This is a genomic window from Krasilnikovia sp. MM14-A1004 (genome assembly GCF_047159485.1).
Classification (GTDB): domain Bacteria; phylum Actinomycetota; class Actinomycetes; order Mycobacteriales; family Micromonosporaceae; genus Actinoplanes.
In genome coordinates this window covers 4820615-4838358 of sequence record NZ_AP038773.1, presented here as the reverse complement: position 1 = coordinate 4838358, position 17744 = coordinate 4820615, and the positions used below count along the sequence as shown (strand labels likewise).

Below are 17744 nucleotides of genomic sequence, written 5' to 3'. Positions count from 1 at the left end.
GTTCCGGCCCATACGCCCGTCGCCCCGGGCGTGTGCGGGTCCTTTTCTCGGCCGGTGCAGTTGGATTTCGGCCCGGCTGTGCGATGCCGATCTCGGTGCCCACTAGGCTGACCGCGTGTTGTTGGTCGGGCTCACGGGTGGCATCGGTGCGGGCAAGAGTGCGGTGGCCCGGCGGCTCGTCGACAGGGGTGCCGTCCTCCTCGACGCGGACCGGCTGGCCCGCGAGGTAGTGGCCGCGGGCACGCCCGGGTTCGCCGAGGTCGTCGAGGCGTTCGGCGCGGGCGTCGTGGGTAGCGACGGAGAACTGGACCGCCCCGCGCTCGGGGCGCGGGTGTTCGGGGACGAGGAGGCCCGCCGTCGGCTCGAAGGAATCATCCATCCGCGGGTGCGCGCCCGTACCGCGGAACTCGCCGCCGCCGCGCCCGCCGAGGCGATCGTCGTCAACGACGTGCCGCTGCTCGTCGAGACCGGCCTGACCCCCTCGTTCCACCTGGTCGTCGTCGTCGAGGCCGACGCGGAGACCCGGATCGGCCGCCTCGTCGGCCAGCGCGGGATGAGCCACGCGGACGCGACCGCCCGGATCGCCGCGCAGGCGGACGATGCCCGGCGGCGCGTGGCCGCGGACGTCCTGATCGACAATGACGTGGGGCTCGCCGAGCTCGATGCCCGGGTGGATGCGCTGTGGCAGGCGCGGCTGCGTCCGTACGAAGAGAATCTGCGCGCCGGGCGCGCGGCGACCGGCCATCGTGAGCCGCATGTCGTCGTGCCCGACCCGACCTGGCCCGCGCAGGCCGAGCGCAGCATCGCGCGGATCCGGTATGCGTTGCGGACCCGGCTCGGCCGCGAGGCGGACGTCACCCACATCGGTTCGACCGCGGTGCCTGGCCTGCCCGCCAAGGATCTGATCGACCTCATGCTGGCGGTCGACACGCTGGCGGAGGCCGATGCGCTGGCCGACGCGCTGGCCGCGGCCGGCCTGCCCCGCCGGCCGGGGGAGTGGGCCGACAACGCCCGCGGCGTCCCGGGCGAGACGTGGCCCAAGCGGCTGCACGGCAGCGCCGATCCGGGCCGGGCGGTCAACCTGCACGTGCGGGTGGCGGGTTCGCCGGGCTGGCGCTTCGCGCTGCTGATGCGCGACCACCTGCGCGCGGTGCCGCAGGCACGGGACGAGTACGCCGCGGCCAAGCGGATATGGGTACGCGACCATCCGGACGTGGGAGGTTACGCCGAGGCGAAGGAGCCGTGGTTCGACGCCGAGGCGGTGGCCGCGAACGAATGGGCGGAGCGGACCGGCTGGCAGCCGGGCTGAGCCGGACGCGGTCCGGGCAGCCAGACGGGCTGGTCTTGCTGGGGGCGGCTGGGCTGCAGAGGGCGCTCGGGTGCTGGGCTGCAGAGGGCGCTCGGGTGCTGGGCTGCAGAGGGCGCTCGGGCGCTGGGCTGCAGAGGGCGCTCGGGCGCTGGGCTGCAGAGGGCGCCTGGACGCTGGGGTGACGAGGGCGGTTGCGGCGTTGGGGTGACGAGGGCGGTTGCGGCGCTGGGCAGCAGAGGGCGCTCGCGGCGGCCGGTCAGCGTGAAACGCGACCACTCGCAGGTGCGCTCGCCGGCCTCGGCCGGGGCTGCAACCTCGGTGCCGACGCGAGCGGGCCGTTGACGGGCCCGACCGGTCGGGCGGCCGCCGCGAGCGGCCTACCGGATCAGGCTAGGGGAGCCGCGCAAGCGCCCACAATGCCTGCGGCCGAGGCGGAATTGGCACTCACCGAACAGCCCGGTCGCGCCCCGGGAAAGGCCGACGTCGGCGGGACGGGCGAAGTTGTCGGACCCTCGTCGTACCGTTGGCGTCATGGCGCTCGACATCCCTCGTCTCGACGGCCGCTTCCAGGTCGTCAGCGACTATCAGCCCGCCGGTGACCAGCCGGCTGCCATCGACGAGCTGGAGCGCCGGATCCGCGGCGGCGACCGGAACGTGGTCCTGCTCGGCGCGACGGGCACGGGCAAGAGTGCGACCACGGCATGGCTCATCGAGCGCCTGCAGCGCCCCGCGCTCGTGCTGGCCCCCAACAAGACCCTCTGCGCTCAGCTGGCCAAGGAATTCCGCGAGCTGATGCCGCACAACGCTGTCGAGTATTTCGTGAGCTACTACGACTACTACCAGCCCGAGGCGTACATCCCGCAGACCGACACCTACATCGAGAAGGACTCCTCGGTCAACGAGGAGGTCGAGCGGCTGCGCCACTCGGCCACGATGTCGCTGCTGACCCGCCGCGACACGGTGGTGGTCGCCACGGTGAGCGCCATCTACGGCCTGGGCACCCCGCAGGAGTATCTGGACCGCAGTGTGACCCTGCGCGTCGGTGCGGAGATCGACCGCGACCAGTTGCTGCGCCGGCTCGTGGAGATCCAGTATTCGCGCAACGACATGTCGTTCCAGCGGGGCACGTTCCGGGTCCGGGGCGACACCCTGGAGATCATCCCGGCGTACGAGGAGCTCGCGGTGCGCGTCGAGCTGTTCGGCGACGAGATCGAGAAGCTCTACTACCTGCACCCGCTGACGGGTGAGATCGTCCGCGAGGTCGACCAGCTGATCATCTTCCCGGCGTCGCACTACGTGGCCGGCCCGGAGCGGATGGAGCGGGCGATCCGGGCCATCGAGGCGGAGCTGGAGGACCGGCTGGCCGAGCTGGATCGGCAGGGCAAGCTGCTGGAGGCGCAGCGGCTGCGGATGCGCACCACGTACGACATCGAGATGATGCGCCAGGTCGGCTTCTGCAACGGCATCGAGAACTACTCCATGCACATGGACGGCCGGACGTACGGGGAGCCGTCCTTCACCCTGCTGGACTACTTCCCGGACGACTACGTCACGGTCATCGACGAGTCGCACGTGACGATCCCGCAGATCGGCGGCATGTACGAGGGCGACGCCTCCCGTAAGCGCATGCTCATCGAGCATGGTTTCCGGCTGCCCAGTGCCGCGGACAACAGGCCGCTCCGCTTCGACGAGTTCCTGGAGCGGGTCGGCCAGGCGGTGTATCTGTCCGCGACCCCCGGTCCATGGGAGCTGCAGCAGTCCGGCGGGGAGTACGTGGAGCAGGTCATCCGGCCCACCGGCCTGGTCGATCCGCAGGTGGTGGTCAAGCCGACCAAGGGCCAGATCGACGACCTCATGCACGAGATCCGGCTGCGTACGGAGCGCGACGAACGGGTCCTGGTCACCACACTCACCAAGAAGATGGCCGAGGACCTCACCGACTACCTGCTGGAGAACGGCATCCGGGTGCGGTATCTGCACTCGGAGGTCGACACGCTGCGCCGGGTGGAACTGCTCAAGGAGCTGCGCAAGGGCGACTACGACGTGCTTGTCGGCATCAATCTGCTGCGCGAGGGCCTCGACCTGCCCGAGGTGTCGCTGGTGGCCATCCTCGACGCGGACAAGGAGGGCTTCCTGCGCAGCGGCCGCTCGCTGATCCAGACGATCGGCCGCGCGGCCCGCAACGTCTCCGGCGAGGTCCACATGTACGCCGACAAGATGACACCGTCGATGCGTGACGCCATCGAGGAGACGAATCGGCGCCGCGACAAGCAGATCGCCCACAACGAGGCCAACGGGATCAGCCCCGAGCCCCTGCGCAAGAAGATCCACGACATCCTCGACGACATCTACCGCGAGGCCGAGGACACCGACACCGCCCTGGGCGGGCATGGCCCCGGTGGCCATGTCGTCGGCGGTGGTGGGCGGCAGATGTCCCGTGGCAAGGGCCCCGTGCCGGAGACCCGGTCCAAGGCCCGCGGCACGGTACGTCCCGCCCGCGAGGGCATGGCCCGCGCCGAGCTGGCCCAACTCATCCAGGACCTGAACGACCAGATGCTGGCCGCCGCCCGCGAGCTGCAGTTCGAGCTGGCGGCCCGCATCCGCGACGAGATGGCCGAGCTGAAGAAGGAGCTGCGCGGCATGGACGTGGCCGGCGTGCGCTGACCCGATCAACGCCAGCGGGCAGGTCAGCGTCCGATGAGCCGGCCGCTCACGGCCGATAGGCCGGTCCAGCGGGCAGGTCAGCGTCTGGTGAGCCGGCCGACAGGCCGGTCGGCGCGCGCCGTCGGTTGCCGTCCGCGAGCCGATCAGCGTCTGGCGAGCGGGTCGGCTCAGACGCCGTCCGCTGTGACGTCGGTGTAGTGCTCGACGACGGGCGGGTTCGCGAAGTGCTTGCCGATGAGGTCACGCCACTGCGTGAACCGGTCGGTGCCGCGGAAGTTCTCCTCGTGGGCGGCGATGCTGTCCCACTCGACCAGCAGCACGAACCGGGACGGCGACTCGATCCCGCGCGTCATCCGTACGGAGCGGCAGCCCGGGGTGCCCGCGAGCACCGGGTGCCCCTGCCGGTAGTCCGCGACGAAAGCGTCCTCGTGGCCGGGCCGGACGTCGATGAGGGCGACTTCGAGAACCATGGACGCCACCCTAGACCACGATGATCACCGCGATCCGTCGTGATCCGTGGCCATTCGGCGGGCTCGGCCCGTCACCGAAGCACGCTATCCTCCTAGGACGCCCTACAAGCAGTGGCACGCTTCACACGTTTGAGGTGCCGAGTTGTCCGAGAATGGGCAATTAGCGAAAGAGAGCCTTCACACCCTTTCCGTGGTGGTGTGCAGAAACCGCCTTCCATGGGCGAGAATGATGGGCGTAGGAGGGGAGTATTCCCCCGCGCCGGCGTCGTCAACACGGTCTCTGCCCTGTCGGGCAGACCCGGGGCCGGTGGTCGCGTCCCCCTCAAGGGCGTGGCGGAAGAGACCTCCGACAGTCGCACGTCGCTGCGCTCCGTCGAACCGACGGCGTGGCGATGGACCGTGTCTGCCGGAGGTTTTCATTGAATGTCTCTGCCTGGGTGTGGATCCTCACCCTGGTCGCGCTGGCCGCAGTTCTCGCCGTCGACCTGCTGATCGTGGGGCGGCGCCCGCATGAGCCGAGTATGCGGGAAGCGGGCGGCTGGGTAACCCTGTATGTCGGTCTCGCCCTGCTGTTCGGGCTCGGCGTGTGGGCGGCCGCCGGCGCCCGCTCCGCGGGCGAGTTCTATACCGGCTGGCTGACCGAGTACAGCCTCTCGGTCGACAACCTGTTCGTCTTCGTGCTCATCATGGCCCGATTCGCGGTGCCCCGGCAGTTCCAGCAGAAGGTGCTGCTCATCGGCATCGTGCTGGCGCTGCTCATGCGGGGCGCGTTCATCGCGGCCGGCGCGGCGCTGATCGCCCAGTTCTCGTGGATCTTCTATCTCTTCGGGGCGTTCCTCGTCTACACGGCGTTCACGCTGGTCCGCCAGGGCGAGAACGACGAGGACGACTTCAAGGAGAACGTGCTCATCCGGTGGGCCAAGCGCGCCTTCCCGGTGTCGAGCTCGTACGACAGCGGGCGCATGACGATGATCACCACAACGGGCCAGCGGCTGTTCACGCCGATGCTCATCGTGATGATCGCGATCGGCACCACCGATCTGATCTTCGCCCTGGACTCGATCCCGGCGATCTTCGGCATCACCAAGGAGCCGTACCTGGTGTTCACCGCGAACGTGTTCGCGCTGATGGGGCTGCGCCAGCTGTACTTCCTGCTCGGTGGCCTGCTGGAGCGGCTGGTCTACCTCAACATCGGGCTCGCGGTGGTGCTCGGCTTCATCGGCGTCAAGCTGTTCCTCGAGGCGCTGCACACCAACCAGCTGCCGTTCATCAACGGCGGGCAGGGAGTGCCCTGGGCGCCGGAGATCCCGATCTGGTTGTCGCTGCTGGTCATCATCGGCACCCTGGCCGTGGCCACGGTCGCCAGCCTGGCCAAGTCGTCGCACGACCGCCGCAAGGAACTGGTCAACGCGTAGGCGCGACGGGGTGCGGGCGCAGGCGCCCGCACCCCGTCGGCGTCACTGCTGGTGCTTGCGGCGGGCCGCCGCCCGTCCGCGGGTCTGCTGGTCGAGTACGACCTTGCGGATGCGCACCGCGGCGGGCGTCACCTCGACGCACTCGTCCTCGCGGCAGAATTCGAGCGCCTGCTCCAGCGACAGCTTGCGTGGCGGGATCAGCTTCTCTGTCTCGTCCGCGGTCGACGAGCGCATGTTGGTGAGCTTCTTCTCCTTGGTGATGTTGACGTCCATGTCGTCCTGGCGGCTGTTCTCGCCGACGATCATGCCCTCGTACACCTCGATGGTCGGCTCGACGAAGAGCTGGCCGCGCTCCTGCAGGTTGGTCATCGCGAACGCGGTGACGACACCGGCCCGGTCGGCGACGAGCGAGCCGTTCTGCCGGGTGCGCAGCTCACCGAACCACGGCTCGTAGTCCTCGAACAGGTGGTGCATGATCCCGGTGCCGCGGGTCTCGGTGAGGAATTCCGTACGGAATCCGATGAGGCCGCGGGCGGGCACCAGCCATTCCATGCGCAGCCAGCCGGTGCCGTGGTTGATCAGCTCTTCCATCCGGCCCTTGCGGGTGGACAGCAGCTGGGTGATCGCGCCCATGTACTCGTCGGGGGCGTCGATGGTGAGCCGCTCGACCGGCTCGTGCACCTTGCCGTCGATGGTCCTGGTGACCACCTGCGGCTTGCCGACGGTCAGCTCGTAGGACTCGCGCCGCATCTGCTCGACCAGGATCGCGAGGGCCAGCTCACCGCGGCCCTGGACCTCCCAGGCGTCCGGGCGCTCGGTGGGGAGCACCCGCAGCGACACGTTGCCGATCAGCTCCTTGTCGAGCCGGTCCTTGACCATGCGGGCGGTGACCTTGCCGCCCTTGACCTTGCCGACCAGCGGCGACGTGTTGGTGCCGATGACCATGGAGATGGCCGGCTCGTCGACCTGGATCAGCGGCAGCGGCTTCGGGTCCGTGGCGTCGGCGAGGGTCTCACCGATCATGATGTCGGCGATGCCGGCGACCGCCATGATGTCGCCGGGGCCTGCGCTCTCGGCGGGCTTGCGCTCCAGGCCCTCGGTGATCAGCAGCTCGGAGATGCGTACGTTGCTGATCGTGCCGTCGGTCTTGCACCAGGCGACGGTCTGGCCCTTGCTGATGGTGCCCTCGTGCACGCGGCACAGCGCGAGACGACCGAGGAACGGCGAGGCGTCGAGGTTGACGACGTGCGCCTGCAGCGGCGCGCCCTCGGTGTACGTCGGGGCCGGGATGGTGCCGAGGATCGTGCTGAACAGCACCTCGAGGTCGGTGCTGTCGTCCGGGACTGTGCCGTCCTTGGGCTGGGTCAGCGAGGCGATGCCGTCGCGGGCGCAGGCGTAGACGATCGGGAACTCGATCTGGTGCTCGTCGGCGTCGAGGTCGAGGAAGAGCTCGTACGTCTCGTCGACGACTTCCTTGATCCGGGCGTCCGGCCGGTCCACCTTGTTGATCACCAGGATGATCGGCAGCTTCGCGTGCAGTGCCTTGCGGAGCACGAAGCGGGTCTGCGGCAGCGGGCCCTCGCTGGCGTCGACCAGCAGGACGACCCCGTCGACCATGGTCAGGCCGCGCTCGACCTCGCCGCCGAAGTCGGCGTGGCCGGGGGTGTCGATGATGTTGATGGTGACGGGCGGGCCGTCGGCGGGCTGGTAGCTGATCGCCGTGTTCTTGGCGAGGATCGTGATGCCCTTCTCCCGCTCCAGGTCCATGGAGTCCATGACGCGGTCGGCCATCTCGCCCCGCGCGTGGGACTGGCTCCCCTGGCGCAGCATGGCGTCGACCAGGGTGGTCTTTCCGTGGTCGACGTGGGCGATGATGGCGACGTTGCGTAGGTCGGTGCGGGTCTGCATGCCCCCATTGTCACGGAGTCAGGTTGCCGAGGGCGTCCCGGGGTCATACCAGGTGGCCGTTTCCGGCTGTGAGTCGAATGTCCGTTTTTTGGGGCTGCGAGGCCGTGTGACCTGCTGATAGCGTCGGCCGTCGATCACTAACGGGGAGGGTTTGGTCGATGGCCGGAATTGCGGCGGGTCGTGTGGGCTGGCTGGTGGGTGCGGTCGCCGCGGTGGTGATCGCGGCCGGGTGCGGGCTCGGCGGGCACGGCGACGAGGCCCGTGGCGAGGCACCCGCGCCGGTCGACGTGGCCTCGTCCGCGCCGGTCGTGCCGGTGGCGACCGAGTCACCGGCGCCCGAGCCGAGTTCGGCTACCCCGTCACCGCCCCGGACGGCGCCGTCGAAGCCCAAGGCCACGACCAAGGCCAAGCCCAAGGCCAAACCGTCACCGACTGAAGACCCGAACAACTTCCAGGCACCCGCGTGCGCCTCGCACGAGGGCGCCAAGGTGTCCAAGGCGAAGGCGAAGTCGGCGCTGAACGCCGCGGCGGGCAAGTCGTACTGGCCGACGTCGGCGCCGTCACTGAAGGTGCCGGCGCGGCTCGTGCTGGCGACCGCGTGGCACGAGAGCGGCTGGCAGTCCGACATCGTCAACTGTGACGGTGGGCGCGGGCTCATGCAGGTCATGCCCGCCACCCAGGAGATGATCAACAATCGGTTCGGGCAGGCGTACGACGCGCACGACTACCGGCAGAACGCCGTGCTGGGCGCGAACTACCTGGCCTGGCTGACGAAGTGGTTCGGCGACAAGTACTTCAAGGGCGACTACAGCCTCTCGACCGGTGCCTGCCGCAGTCACTCCAGCAGGTGCCTGCTCAACCTGGTCATCGCGGCGTACAACAGCGGATTCGGGGAGGTCGACGCGGCGTACGCGAGTAAGCAGCTGCCCAACCCCGAATATGTCGACTCGGTCCGGTCGCTGATGGCGTCCTGCTACTGCGACCGGTACTGACCCGCCGATCCGCGGCGGCGCACTACCGATCTGATCACCCCGGCCCGGGTCGGGGTGATCAGATGGGGCCATGGGGGCACGCCGCAGCGGTTGAGGGTGGACTGCGAGGCGCACACCGGCCGGGCTACACTGGTGGGCGCTACCCGGGACTACGCCGTTTTGACCACCTCGTGGGCGCGGCTGTAAGGTCTCGGGGTTGTTGTGCGTTCAGATGCTGGCGGCGCTCCCTACTTCGGCCCGTGCAGCACACACGAAGGAGCCCTGAAGCAATGCCGCCCAAGAAGAAGACCCACGTGGTGACCCTCGCGCTGGAGGCGGGCAACGCCGCGATGGTCGACCTCGGCAAGATGCTCGGCCCGACCGGCGCCAACATGCGGCAGGTCAAGGTCGAGTACGACGAGGCCACCGCCAACCAGCGCGGGGAGATCATCCCGGTCGTCGTCACGGTCTTCGAGGACCGCAGCCACCAGCTGACCTACAAGACGCCGCCGACGAGCTTCCTGATCCGTAAGGCTCTCGGGATCCAGTCCGGCGCGTCGAACCCGCTGACCCAGACGGTGGGCACGCTCAGCGCCGACCAGATCCGTACGATCGCGGAGCGCAAGCTGCCCGACCTCAACGCCAACGACGTCGAGGCCGCGATCAAGGTCGTCGCCGGTACGGCCCGCTCGATGGGCGTCAAGGTCGCCGAGTAACTCGTAGCATCAAAGGCGCGGACCCGGACGGGTCCGCGCCTTTGTTTTTGGCTCCTTCGGCCGCGCGCCGCTCAGGTCGTGCCCGTGTCCTCGCCGATCACCGAGTCGATGAGGCCGTAGTCGCGCGCTTCCGTGGCCGTGAGGCTGCGACCGGCCGACAGGTCGTCCTCGATCCGGGTACGTGACTGCCCCGTCAGGCGGGCCAGGCGCAGCACGACCTCCTCCAACTCGCGCAGGTGCTGGCCGGCGGCCGCCGCGACCTCGTCCGCCGTGCCGGTGACCCCGGCCGCGTGCGGTTCCGCCAGCCGGAACCGTGCGTGCCGGTACGCCACCCGGGTGTGTGCCGCCGCCAGCACCGCCAGCACGGCCCCGCCCGCCTCCCCGGTGACCACCGCATGCACCGGTGCTGTCATCGCGTCGATGACGTCGACGATCGATAGGGCCGCGCCCAGCTCGCCGCCGGAGCTGGCCATGTGCACCTGCACCGGAGCGGGCCCGGCTGCGTCCAGCGTCAGCAGGGCGGCCGCGATACCGGTGGCGGACTGCCCGGTCAGCGGACCGCGCAGCATGACGATCCGCTGGTCGAACAGCCGCTCCTCGAGCCAGCCGGGTACGGCCGGCCCGGCGTCGCCGGGCGGCGGGGCGGGCCACCCGCCGGGGGAGGGGTCCCGCGGGGGCTGCCAGCGCAGGGGGTCATGTCGCAGGTGCACCGGTACCTCCGCGTGTGCCGCCCCGCCCACCCGCGATCCGGCACGGGCGGTGGGAGATCCGCCCAGTCTAGGTTCGGCGGCGCGCCGGTACGGAGCCCTTCAGCTGAGGGCGGACGGGGGTGGTGGTGTGTTTGCATGGACACCTGAGGTCACCGCGTTCGCATCTGCGTTGGGGGTTGAGCCGTGTCCGACACGTTGCACCTGGATCCCGCCACGACCGCGCTCGTGCTCATCGAGTACCAGAATGAGTTCACCTCGGACGGTGGTGCCCTGCACGGTGCCGTGGCCGCGGTGATGGACAAGACCGGGATGTTGCCGAAGACGGTGGCGCTGGTCGAGGCGGCCCGGGCGGCCGGCGTCACGATCATGCATGCGCCGATCACGTTCGCCCCCGGTTACGGCGAGCTGAGCCGGCACCCGTACGGGATCCTCAAGGGTGTGGTGGACGGCAACGCGTTCGTCAAGGGCACGTGGGGTGCGGCCATCGTGGACGCCCTGGCACCGGCCGAAGGGGACATCGTCGTCGAGGGCAAGCGTGGCCTCGACACGTTCGCCAGCACGAACCTCGACTTCATCCTGCGCAGCCGCGGCATCCAGACCGTGATCCTGGGTGGCTTCCTCACCAACTGCTGTGTCGAGTCCACGATGCGCAGCGCGTACGAGAACGGCTACCGGGTCATCACGTTGACGGACTGCACCGCCGCGACCTCGGCCGAGGAGCACGACAACGCGATCGCCTACGACTATCCGATGTTCTCGCTGCCGGTGGACGCCGCGCAGATCCTGGCCGCGTTGGGTCGCTGAGGCGCGGCCGCACGACTCGCCTGCGGCGGCCCGGCCGGGTGGATCGGGTCACATCCAGGTGGCCGGGCTGGGCAGCGCACCGTCGGGGGAGACCGTGAGATCGGCGCCGTCGCCGCGCCCGGCCAGCCACGCCGCGAGGGACCGGGTCGGGCCGCCGATCACCGGGGCCGCGGCGGGGTCGCCGATGACCAGCTCGTGATCCACGCCGAACGGGCGCAGCACCAGTGCCGGAGCGTCGGCGGTCGCGCCGGTCACGATCTCGCGCAGCAGCCGCAGGGCGAACGCGTCCGACCAGTCCGTGGGGGTGTATCCGGCGGCGAGATCCACGTGGTGCACCTCCACCTCGCGCAGGCGTACCCAGGGCAGCGCGGCGGCGAGCTGGTTGCGGCCGGGGATGTGGAAGGTCCACGCCTCGGCGGGCATGGCGGCAGCCGCGTCGGCCATCCGCTCGTGTGCGGCACGCAGGTCGGCGAGCTGGTCGGCCACGGGGCGCTCCGCCCCGGCCTCGATGCCCTCGACACGGGCCGCCGGTGAGGCGTACGCCGGGGTCTCGACGCCCGTGCGTGCCCAGGTGAGCAGGTTGGTGATGGCGTCCGCCTGGCGTGCCAGGTGGGTCAGGACGTGGCCACGGGTCCAGCCCGCCAGCGCGGACGGCGCGGTGACGGCGGCGTCGTCGAGGGACTCGGCGGCGCGCAGCAGCCGCTGCGTGGCCTCGTCCACGTCGGTCATCAGCGCGAGCGGATCGACGGTCATGACAGCGATGGCTCTGTCATGGCCGGGGCGCGCCGTGGGTCGTGGGGGCGTTTCGAGGGAATCGCCGACATGGCTTGAACCCTACTTCTCGGCACCGACGGACCGGCATCGGAATTCGCTTTCCCGGGCGTAGCGGTGACCGTACGGTCTGTGCAGACGCGTCGATCGAACCCGCGAAGGAGGTAGGCAGCGTGTCGGATCTGTCCCTCCTGGGCTGGGACGATGGCTTCGCCGGCGACTATCGGCAGTTCGATCGTGCCGACACGGCACCGGCCAGGGTGCTGCGGGCCGACCGCGGCGTCTGCACTGTCCTGGACGCCACCGGCGTCGGGCGGGCCAGTCTCGGTGGCCCTGTGCTCATCTGCGCCGCCGCGGATCCGGCCCGGCTGCCGTGTCCGGGCGACTGGGTGGTGCTGCGGCGCTGGCCGGATCGCCGGACCACCGTCGAGTACGTGCTGCCGCGCCGCACGACGCTGCGCGGGTCCGCCACCGACTCCGGTGCCGCGGGGCCGCCGCTGGCCGCCAACATGGACACCGTGGCGGTGGTCGAGCCGATGCACCCGGGGGCTGACCACGCCCGGATCGAGCGCCTGCTGGCGCTGGCCGGGGCGTCCGGGGCGCAGCCGGTGGTGGTGCTGTCGAAGTCGGACGCGGCCCGCGACGCCGACGCGGTGGCCCGTCGGGTGGCCGCGATGGCGCCGGGCGTACCCGTGTTGCCGGTCAGCGCGTCGCGCGGTGAGGGGCTGGCCGCGGTGCGCGCGCTGGTCGGGCCCGGGCGCACGCTGGCGCTGCTCGGCCGCCCGGGCGCCGGCAAATCCACGCTGGTCGACGCGCTCGCCGGGGCCACCGTGATGCCGGTGCGGGAGGTCGGCGAGGGCGTCGAGGGGGATCCGGCGGCGGGCCGGCGGCTGGTCCCGGTGCCGGGCGGCGGCGCGGTCCTGGACACCCCGGGGATCCGTGAGGTCGGACTGGGCGGCACCCTCGGCGGGGGTGCGCGCCACCGGGCCCTGTTCTGACGGCGGCCCCGTTGCCTGGCAGAATGCGGCGGTGCACGCGGTCACCGAGTCGGTCGACAGGCGGGCGGAACCCGCAGCCCGGGAGCCCGTCACGCCGGAGCCGGGCGTGCCCGCCGGGCGCTGGCGGCGGCTGGCCGTCCCCGGTGCCCTGCTGAGCTATCTCGCCCTGGCCGTGCTGGTGCTCGTGCAGCTGTGGCGCGACCCGAACGGGCGGGTGCTGGCCGGCAACGACGACGACCACGGCGTCTTCCTCTTCATGCTCGCCCACGGCGAGCGGGTGGTGTTCCACGGCGCCGACCTGTTGTTCAGTGACCGGCTCAACGCCTCGGCCGGGGTGAACATGATGGCGAACACCTCGGTGCTGGCCCTGAGCCTGCCGATCGCGCCGGTCACCCACCTGCTGGGCGCCGGGGTGTCGGTCGCGCTGTTGCTCACCCTCGGCCTGGCGGGCACCGCGGCGGCCTGGTACTGGCTGTTCAGCCGGCTGGTGCGGGGGCGCCTCGCGGCCTGGCTGGGCGGCCTGTGGTGCGGATTCGCGCCGGCGATGGTGTCGCATGCCAACGGGCACGTGAACTTCGTCTGCCAGTTCGCGGTGCCGTTCATCGTGTGGCAGGTGCTGCGGTTGCGCGAGCCGGGACGGGTGCTGCGCGGCGGCCTGGCGCTGGGGCTGCTGGTCGTGCTGCAGGTCTTCATCAACGAGGAGACGCTGCTGTTCACCGCGCTGGCGCTGGGCGTGTTCGTGCTGGCGTACGCGGTGCAGCGCAGGCGCGACGCTGCGGTGGTGTGGCGCCGGTTCGTCGCGGGGCTGGGCGTCGCCGCCGCGGTGGCGGGCACGCTGCTGGCGTACCCGCTGTGGTATCAGTTCTTCGCGCCGGGCAGCTATCACGGGCAGCCCTTCCCGCCGGATCAGTACGTGACCGATCTGCTCTCGCTCGGTGTGTACGCGCGGCAGTCACTGGCCGGTAACGCCGCCCTGGCCCGCGAGGTGAGTGTCAGCGCGACCGAGGAGAACACGTTCTTCGGCGTACCCATGCTGATCCTGCTGGGTGTGATGATGGGCATGCTCTGGCGCTCGGCGGTGGCGCGGGCCGTCGCTCTCGCCGGTCTGGTCCTGCTGGTGATGTCGCTGGGCCCGCAGCTGCGCGTCGCCGGTCACAACACGGGGATTCCGCTGCCCTTCGGCCTGGTCAGCCACGTGCCGATCCTCGATCTGGTGAGCGTGACCCGGTTCGCGATGGTGACCGCCACGCTGGTGGGGGTGTTGATCGCCATGGCGGCCGACCGGATCCGGAGGTATCCGCACCCGCGGCGGGTCGCCTTCTGGGCCGCGCTGGCTGTGGCGCTGGTGCCGGTCCTGCCCAAGCCGCTGCCGATCGTGGGCGCCGACCCGCTGCCGTCGTTTCTCACCGAGGGCACGTGGCGGGAGTACGTGGCTCCGGGACGCACCCTGGTGCCGGTGCCGTTGCCGCAGGTGACGCACGGGCGCACGGGGATGCGCTGGGCCGCCCTGTCCGGGCTGGAGTTCGCGGTGCCGGGCGGCTACTTCATGGGCCCGAAGGACCCGCCCGGCGACGAGACCGGCTCCTGGCAGGCGCCGCTGCGCCCCACCTTCGTGCTGTTGGACTGGGTGCGCGAGTACGGGCTGCGGCCTTCGCTCACGTACGTCGACCGGCGGAACGCGCGCACCGATCTGAGCTACTGGCGTGCCGGTGCGGTCGTGCTGGTGCCCGGCAGCGAACACGGGGACCTGCTGGCCGTGACGCTGACGGACCTGCTGGGGCGTTCGCCGCGGTTGATCGGCGGCGTGCAGGTGTGGGACGTGCGGGATCTGGCGGTCGCCCCGCCCGGGTGACCTTTCGCGTAGCCGATCTGGGGGAATGTGCAGCAAGTGCGGGGCGCTGCACCTAGGCCGCGGGAACTTGTCGTACCCCGTGGCTAGAGTTGCCGCGACTGTAAGCCCGGACCCCGAAGACCCCAAGCCCGTAGATCCAAGCCCGAAGACCCAAGACGGAGTGGCTGGCTGTGGCCGACCGACTGATCATCCGCGGCGCGCGGGAGCACAACCTGCGCGACGTCAACCTCGACCTGCCCCGTGACGCCCTCATCGTGTTCACCGGCCTGTCCGGCTCGGGCAAGTCCAGTCTCGCCTTCGACACGATCTTCGCCGAGGGCCAGCGCCGGTACGTCGAGTCCCTGTCGTCGTACGCGCGGCAGTTCCTCGGGCAGATGGACAAACCCGACGTCGACTTCATCGAGGGCCTGTCCCCGGCGGTCTCGATCGACCAGAAGTCCACCTCGCGCAACCCGCGATCCACCGTCGGCACGATCACCGAGGTCTACGACTACCTGCGGCTGTTGTTCGCCCGTACCGGCATCCCGCACTGCCCGGTGTGCGGGGAGCGGATCAGCCGGCAGACCCCGCAGCAGATCGTCGACCGGGTCCTGGCGATGCCCGAGGGCACCCGGTTCATGGTGCTGGCCCCGGTCGTGCGGGGCCGCAAGGGCGAGTATGTCGACCTCTTCGGCGAGCTGCAGTCCAAGGGTTACGCCCGGGCCCGCGTCGACGGGGTGGTGCACCCGCTCACCGACCCGCCCAAGCTGAAGAAGCAGGAAAAACACACCATCGAGGTGGTGGTCGACCGGCTCAGCGTGAAATCGGGCAGCAAGCAACGGCTCACCGACTCGGTGGAGGGCGCGCTGCAGCTGTCCGGGGGCATGGTGCTGCTCGACTTCGTCGACCTGGCGGAGGACGACCCGCACCGGGAGCGGCGCTTCTCCGAGCACCTGGCCTGCCCCAACGACCATCCCCTGGCGATCGAGGATCTCGAGCCGCGGGTCTTCTCCTTCAACGCCCCGTACGGGGCCTGCCCGGAATGCACGGGGCTCGGCACCCGCAAGGAGGTCGATCCGGAGCTGATCATCCCGGACGTGGAGCGCAGCCTGCGCGAGGGTGCGATCCAGCCCTGGTCGGGCGGCACCACCCTGGAGTACTTCCTGCGGCTGCTGGAGGCGCTGGGCGAGCAGGAGAAGTTCACCATCGACACGCCCTGGCGCAAGCTGCCCGCGCGGGCGCAGAAGACGATCCTCTATGGCTCCGACGACCAGGTGCACGTCCGCTACCGCAACAAGTACGGCCGGGAGCGGTCCTACTACACCGGCTTCGAGGGCGTGGTGCAGTGGCTCGAACGCCGCCACGCCGACACCGAGAGCGACTGGTCCCGCGACAAGTACGAGGGCTACATGCGCGACGTGCCGTGCCCGTCGTGCGGCGGGGCCCGGCTCAAGCCCGAGGTCCTCGCGGTGACGATCGCCGGCAAGAGCATCGCCGAGGTGTGCTCGCTGTCGGTGGGCGAGTGTGCGGAGCTGCTGGCCACGATCGAGCTCGACGACCGGCAGAAGATGATCGCCGAGCGGGTGCTGAAGGAGATCAACGCCCGGCTGCGGTTCCTGGTCGACGTGGGCCTGGACTACCTGTCCCTCGACCGCGGCGCGGGCACCCTGTCCGGCGGCGAGGCGCAACGGATCCGGCTGGCCACCCAGATCGGCTCCGGCCTGGTCGGCGTGCTGTACGTGCTCGACGAGCCGTCCATCGGCCTGCACCAGCGCGACAACCACCGGCTCATCGAGACCCTGGTACGGCTCAAGAAGCTCGGCAATACCCTGATCGTGGTCGAGCACGACGAGGACACCATCCGTACCGCGGACTGGGTGGTGGACATCGGCCCCGGCGCGGGCGAGCACGGCGGGCGGATCGTGCACAGCGGCCCGGTGCAGGGCCTGCTGGACAGCAAGGAGTCGCCGACCGGCGCGTACCTGTCGGGGCGCAAGTCGATACCGACCCCGATGGTGCGCCGTCCCCGCGTGACCGGCCGGGAGCTGGTGGTGCAGGGCGCCCGGGAGCACAACCTGCGCAACCTGACCGTCGGCTTCCCGCTGGGGCAGTTCGTCGCGGTCACCGGGGTCAGCGGCTCGGGCAAGTCGACGCTGGTCAACGACATCCTGCACACCGTGCTGGCCAACCAGATCAACGGCGCCCGGATGGTGCCCGGCCGGCACACCCGCATCACCGGGCTGGAACACGTCGACAAGGTGGTGGGGGTCGACCAGTCGCCGATCGGGCGTACCCCACGGTCGAACCCGGCGACCTACACCGGGGTGTTCGACAACATCCGCAAGCTGTTCGCCGAGACCACCGAGGCCAAGGTGCGGGGGTACGGGCCGGGCCGGTTCTCCTTCAACGTCAAGGGCGGCCGCTGCGAGAACTGCGCGGGCGACGGCACCATCAAGATCGAGATGAACTTCCTGCCGGACGTCTACGTCCCGTGCGAGGTGTGCAAGGGCGCTCGGTACAACCGGGAGACGCTGGAGGTGCACTACAAGGGGCGCACGATCTCCGAGGTGCTGGAGATGCCGATCGAGGAGGCGGCGGAGTTCTTCTCCGCGATCCCGGCGATCCACCGCCACCTGCGCACCCTGGTCGACGTGGGCCTGGGGTACGTGCGGCTCGGCCAGCCCGCCCCGACCCTGTCCGGTGGTGAGGCGCAGCGCGTCAAGCTGGCCTCGGAACTGCAGAAGCGCTCCACCGGCCGCACGGTGTACGTGCTCGACGAACCGACCACCGGCCTGCACTTCGAAGACATCCGCAAGCTGCTGACGGTGCTCGGCGGGCTGGTCGACAAGGGCAACACGGTGATCGTCATCGAGCACAACCTCGACGTCATCAAGACCGCGGACTGGCTGATCGACATGGGCCCCGAGGGTGGCAGCAAGGGCGGCCTCGTGCTGGCCACCGGCACCCCGGAGGAACTGGCCGAGGTGCCCGAGAGCCACACCGGTGGCTTCCTGCGGCACGTGCTGGGACTCTCGGGGAAGCCGAAGGGATGCGCCGCGGCGGTGGCCCGCGCTGCCAAGGCGAACGGCAACGGCAAGGCGGCCGCCGGCACCCGGTCCACCGGCGCCGCGGCGCGTACCCGCGCGAAGGCGAACGGCGCAACGAACGGGGCGTCGG

General features: G+C 70.5%; 12 protein-coding genes and 1 pseudogene. 9 read left to right on the top strand and 4 right to left on the bottom strand.

Going from position 1 to position 17744, the window contains the following annotated elements:
• Positions 1 to 115: 115 nt before the first annotated feature.
• Both coaE and uvrB read left to right on the top strand, forming a co-directional pair.
• Positions 116 to 1309 (top strand): dephospho-CoA kinase, encoded by a 1194-nt coding sequence (gene coaE, locus ACMCNN_RS20615; protein ID WP_412742153.1) that lies wholly within the window; start codon positions 116 to 118, stop codon positions 1307 to 1309.
• Between the two features lie 531 nt (positions 1310 to 1840).
• The gene (gene uvrB / locus ACMCNN_RS20610) at positions 1841 to 3973 is read left to right on the top strand and encodes an excinuclease ABC subunit UvrB (RefSeq protein ID WP_412742152.1); all 2133 of its coding nucleotides are present in this window, start codon (positions 1841 to 1843) and stop codon (positions 3971 to 3973) included.
• A gap of 167 nt (positions 3974 to 4140) precedes the next feature.
• Here uvrB and ACMCNN_RS20605 read toward each other — a convergent pair whose 3' ends face one another.
• Positions 4141 to 4443, bottom strand: a complete 303-nt coding sequence (locus ACMCNN_RS20605; protein WP_412742151.1) for an antibiotic biosynthesis monooxygenase family protein — start codon at positions 4441 to 4443, stop codon at positions 4141 to 4143.
• Between the two features lie 419 nt (positions 4444 to 4862).
• Between ACMCNN_RS20605 and ACMCNN_RS20600 the strand changes: the two genes are divergently transcribed.
• The gene (locus tag ACMCNN_RS20600; protein WP_412742150.1) at positions 4863 to 5858 is read left to right on the top strand and encodes a TerC family protein; all 996 of its coding nucleotides are present in this window, start codon (positions 4863 to 4865) and stop codon (positions 5856 to 5858) included.
• A 42-nt stretch (positions 5859 to 5900) separates the two neighbouring features.
• Here the strand turns inward: ACMCNN_RS20600 and typA are convergent, their stop codons facing one another.
• Entirely contained in the window at positions 5901 to 7766 is a 1866-nt protein-coding gene (gene typA, locus ACMCNN_RS20595) for a translational GTPase TypA (RefSeq protein WP_412742149.1), read from the bottom strand.
• Positions 7767 to 7924: 158 nt separating this feature from the next.
• Between typA and ACMCNN_RS20590 the strand changes: the two genes are divergently transcribed.
• Both ACMCNN_RS20590 and ACMCNN_RS20585 read left to right on the top strand, forming a co-directional pair.
• The gene (locus ACMCNN_RS20590; RefSeq protein WP_412742148.1) at positions 7925 to 8758 is read left to right on the top strand and encodes a transglycosylase SLT domain-containing protein; all 834 of its coding nucleotides are present in this window, start codon (positions 7925 to 7927) and stop codon (positions 8756 to 8758) included.
• A 269-nt stretch (positions 8759 to 9027) separates the two neighbouring features.
• Complete coding sequence (locus ACMCNN_RS20585) at positions 9028 to 9453, top strand: uL11 family ribosomal protein (RefSeq protein ID WP_412742147.1); 426 nt, start codon at positions 9028 to 9030, stop codon at positions 9451 to 9453.
• A gap of 71 nt (positions 9454 to 9524) precedes the next feature.
• Here the strand turns inward: ACMCNN_RS20585 and ACMCNN_RS20580 are convergent, their stop codons facing one another.
• The gene (locus ACMCNN_RS20580; protein ID WP_412742146.1) at positions 9525 to 10163 is read right to left on the bottom strand and encodes an ATP-dependent Clp protease proteolytic subunit; all 639 of its coding nucleotides are present in this window, start codon (positions 10161 to 10163) and stop codon (positions 9525 to 9527) included.
• A 183-nt stretch (positions 10164 to 10346) separates the two neighbouring features.
• On the opposite strand from ACMCNN_RS20580, the gene ACMCNN_RS20575 reads away from it, so the two are divergent.
• Positions 10347 to 10967: a cysteine hydrolase gene (locus ACMCNN_RS20575; RefSeq protein ID WP_412742145.1), complete on the top strand. Its 621-nt coding sequence runs from the start codon at positions 10347 to 10349 to the stop codon at positions 10965 to 10967.
• Positions 10968 to 11015: 48 nt separating this feature from the next.
• Here ACMCNN_RS20575 and ACMCNN_RS20570 read toward each other — a convergent pair whose 3' ends face one another.
• Positions 11016 to 11720, bottom strand: a complete 705-nt coding sequence (locus ACMCNN_RS20570) for a maleylpyruvate isomerase family mycothiol-dependent enzyme (RefSeq protein ID WP_412742144.1) — start codon at positions 11718 to 11720, stop codon at positions 11016 to 11018.
• Between the two features lie 191 nt (positions 11721 to 11911).
• Here ACMCNN_RS20570 and rsgA point away from each other — a divergent pair, with 191 nt between their 5' ends.
• The 3 genes and pseudogenes from rsgA to uvrA form a co-directional block, all read left to right on the top strand.
• Positions 11912 to 12736, top strand: coding sequence for a GTPase RsgA (gene rsgA, locus ACMCNN_RS20565; RefSeq protein WP_412742143.1), 825 nt, complete (start codon positions 11912 to 11914; stop codon positions 12734 to 12736).
• A 31-nt stretch (positions 12737 to 12767) separates the two neighbouring features.
• Entirely contained in the window at positions 12768 to 14588 is a 1821-nt protein-coding gene (locus ACMCNN_RS20560) for a hypothetical protein (RefSeq protein ID WP_412742142.1), read from the top strand.
• Positions 14589 to 14758: 170 nt separating this feature from the next.
• Positions 14759 to 17719: pseudogene (gene uvrA, locus ACMCNN_RS20555) on the top strand (excinuclease ABC subunit UvrA); the annotation flags it as partial.
• Between the last annotated feature and the right edge of the window lie 25 nt (positions 17720 to 17744).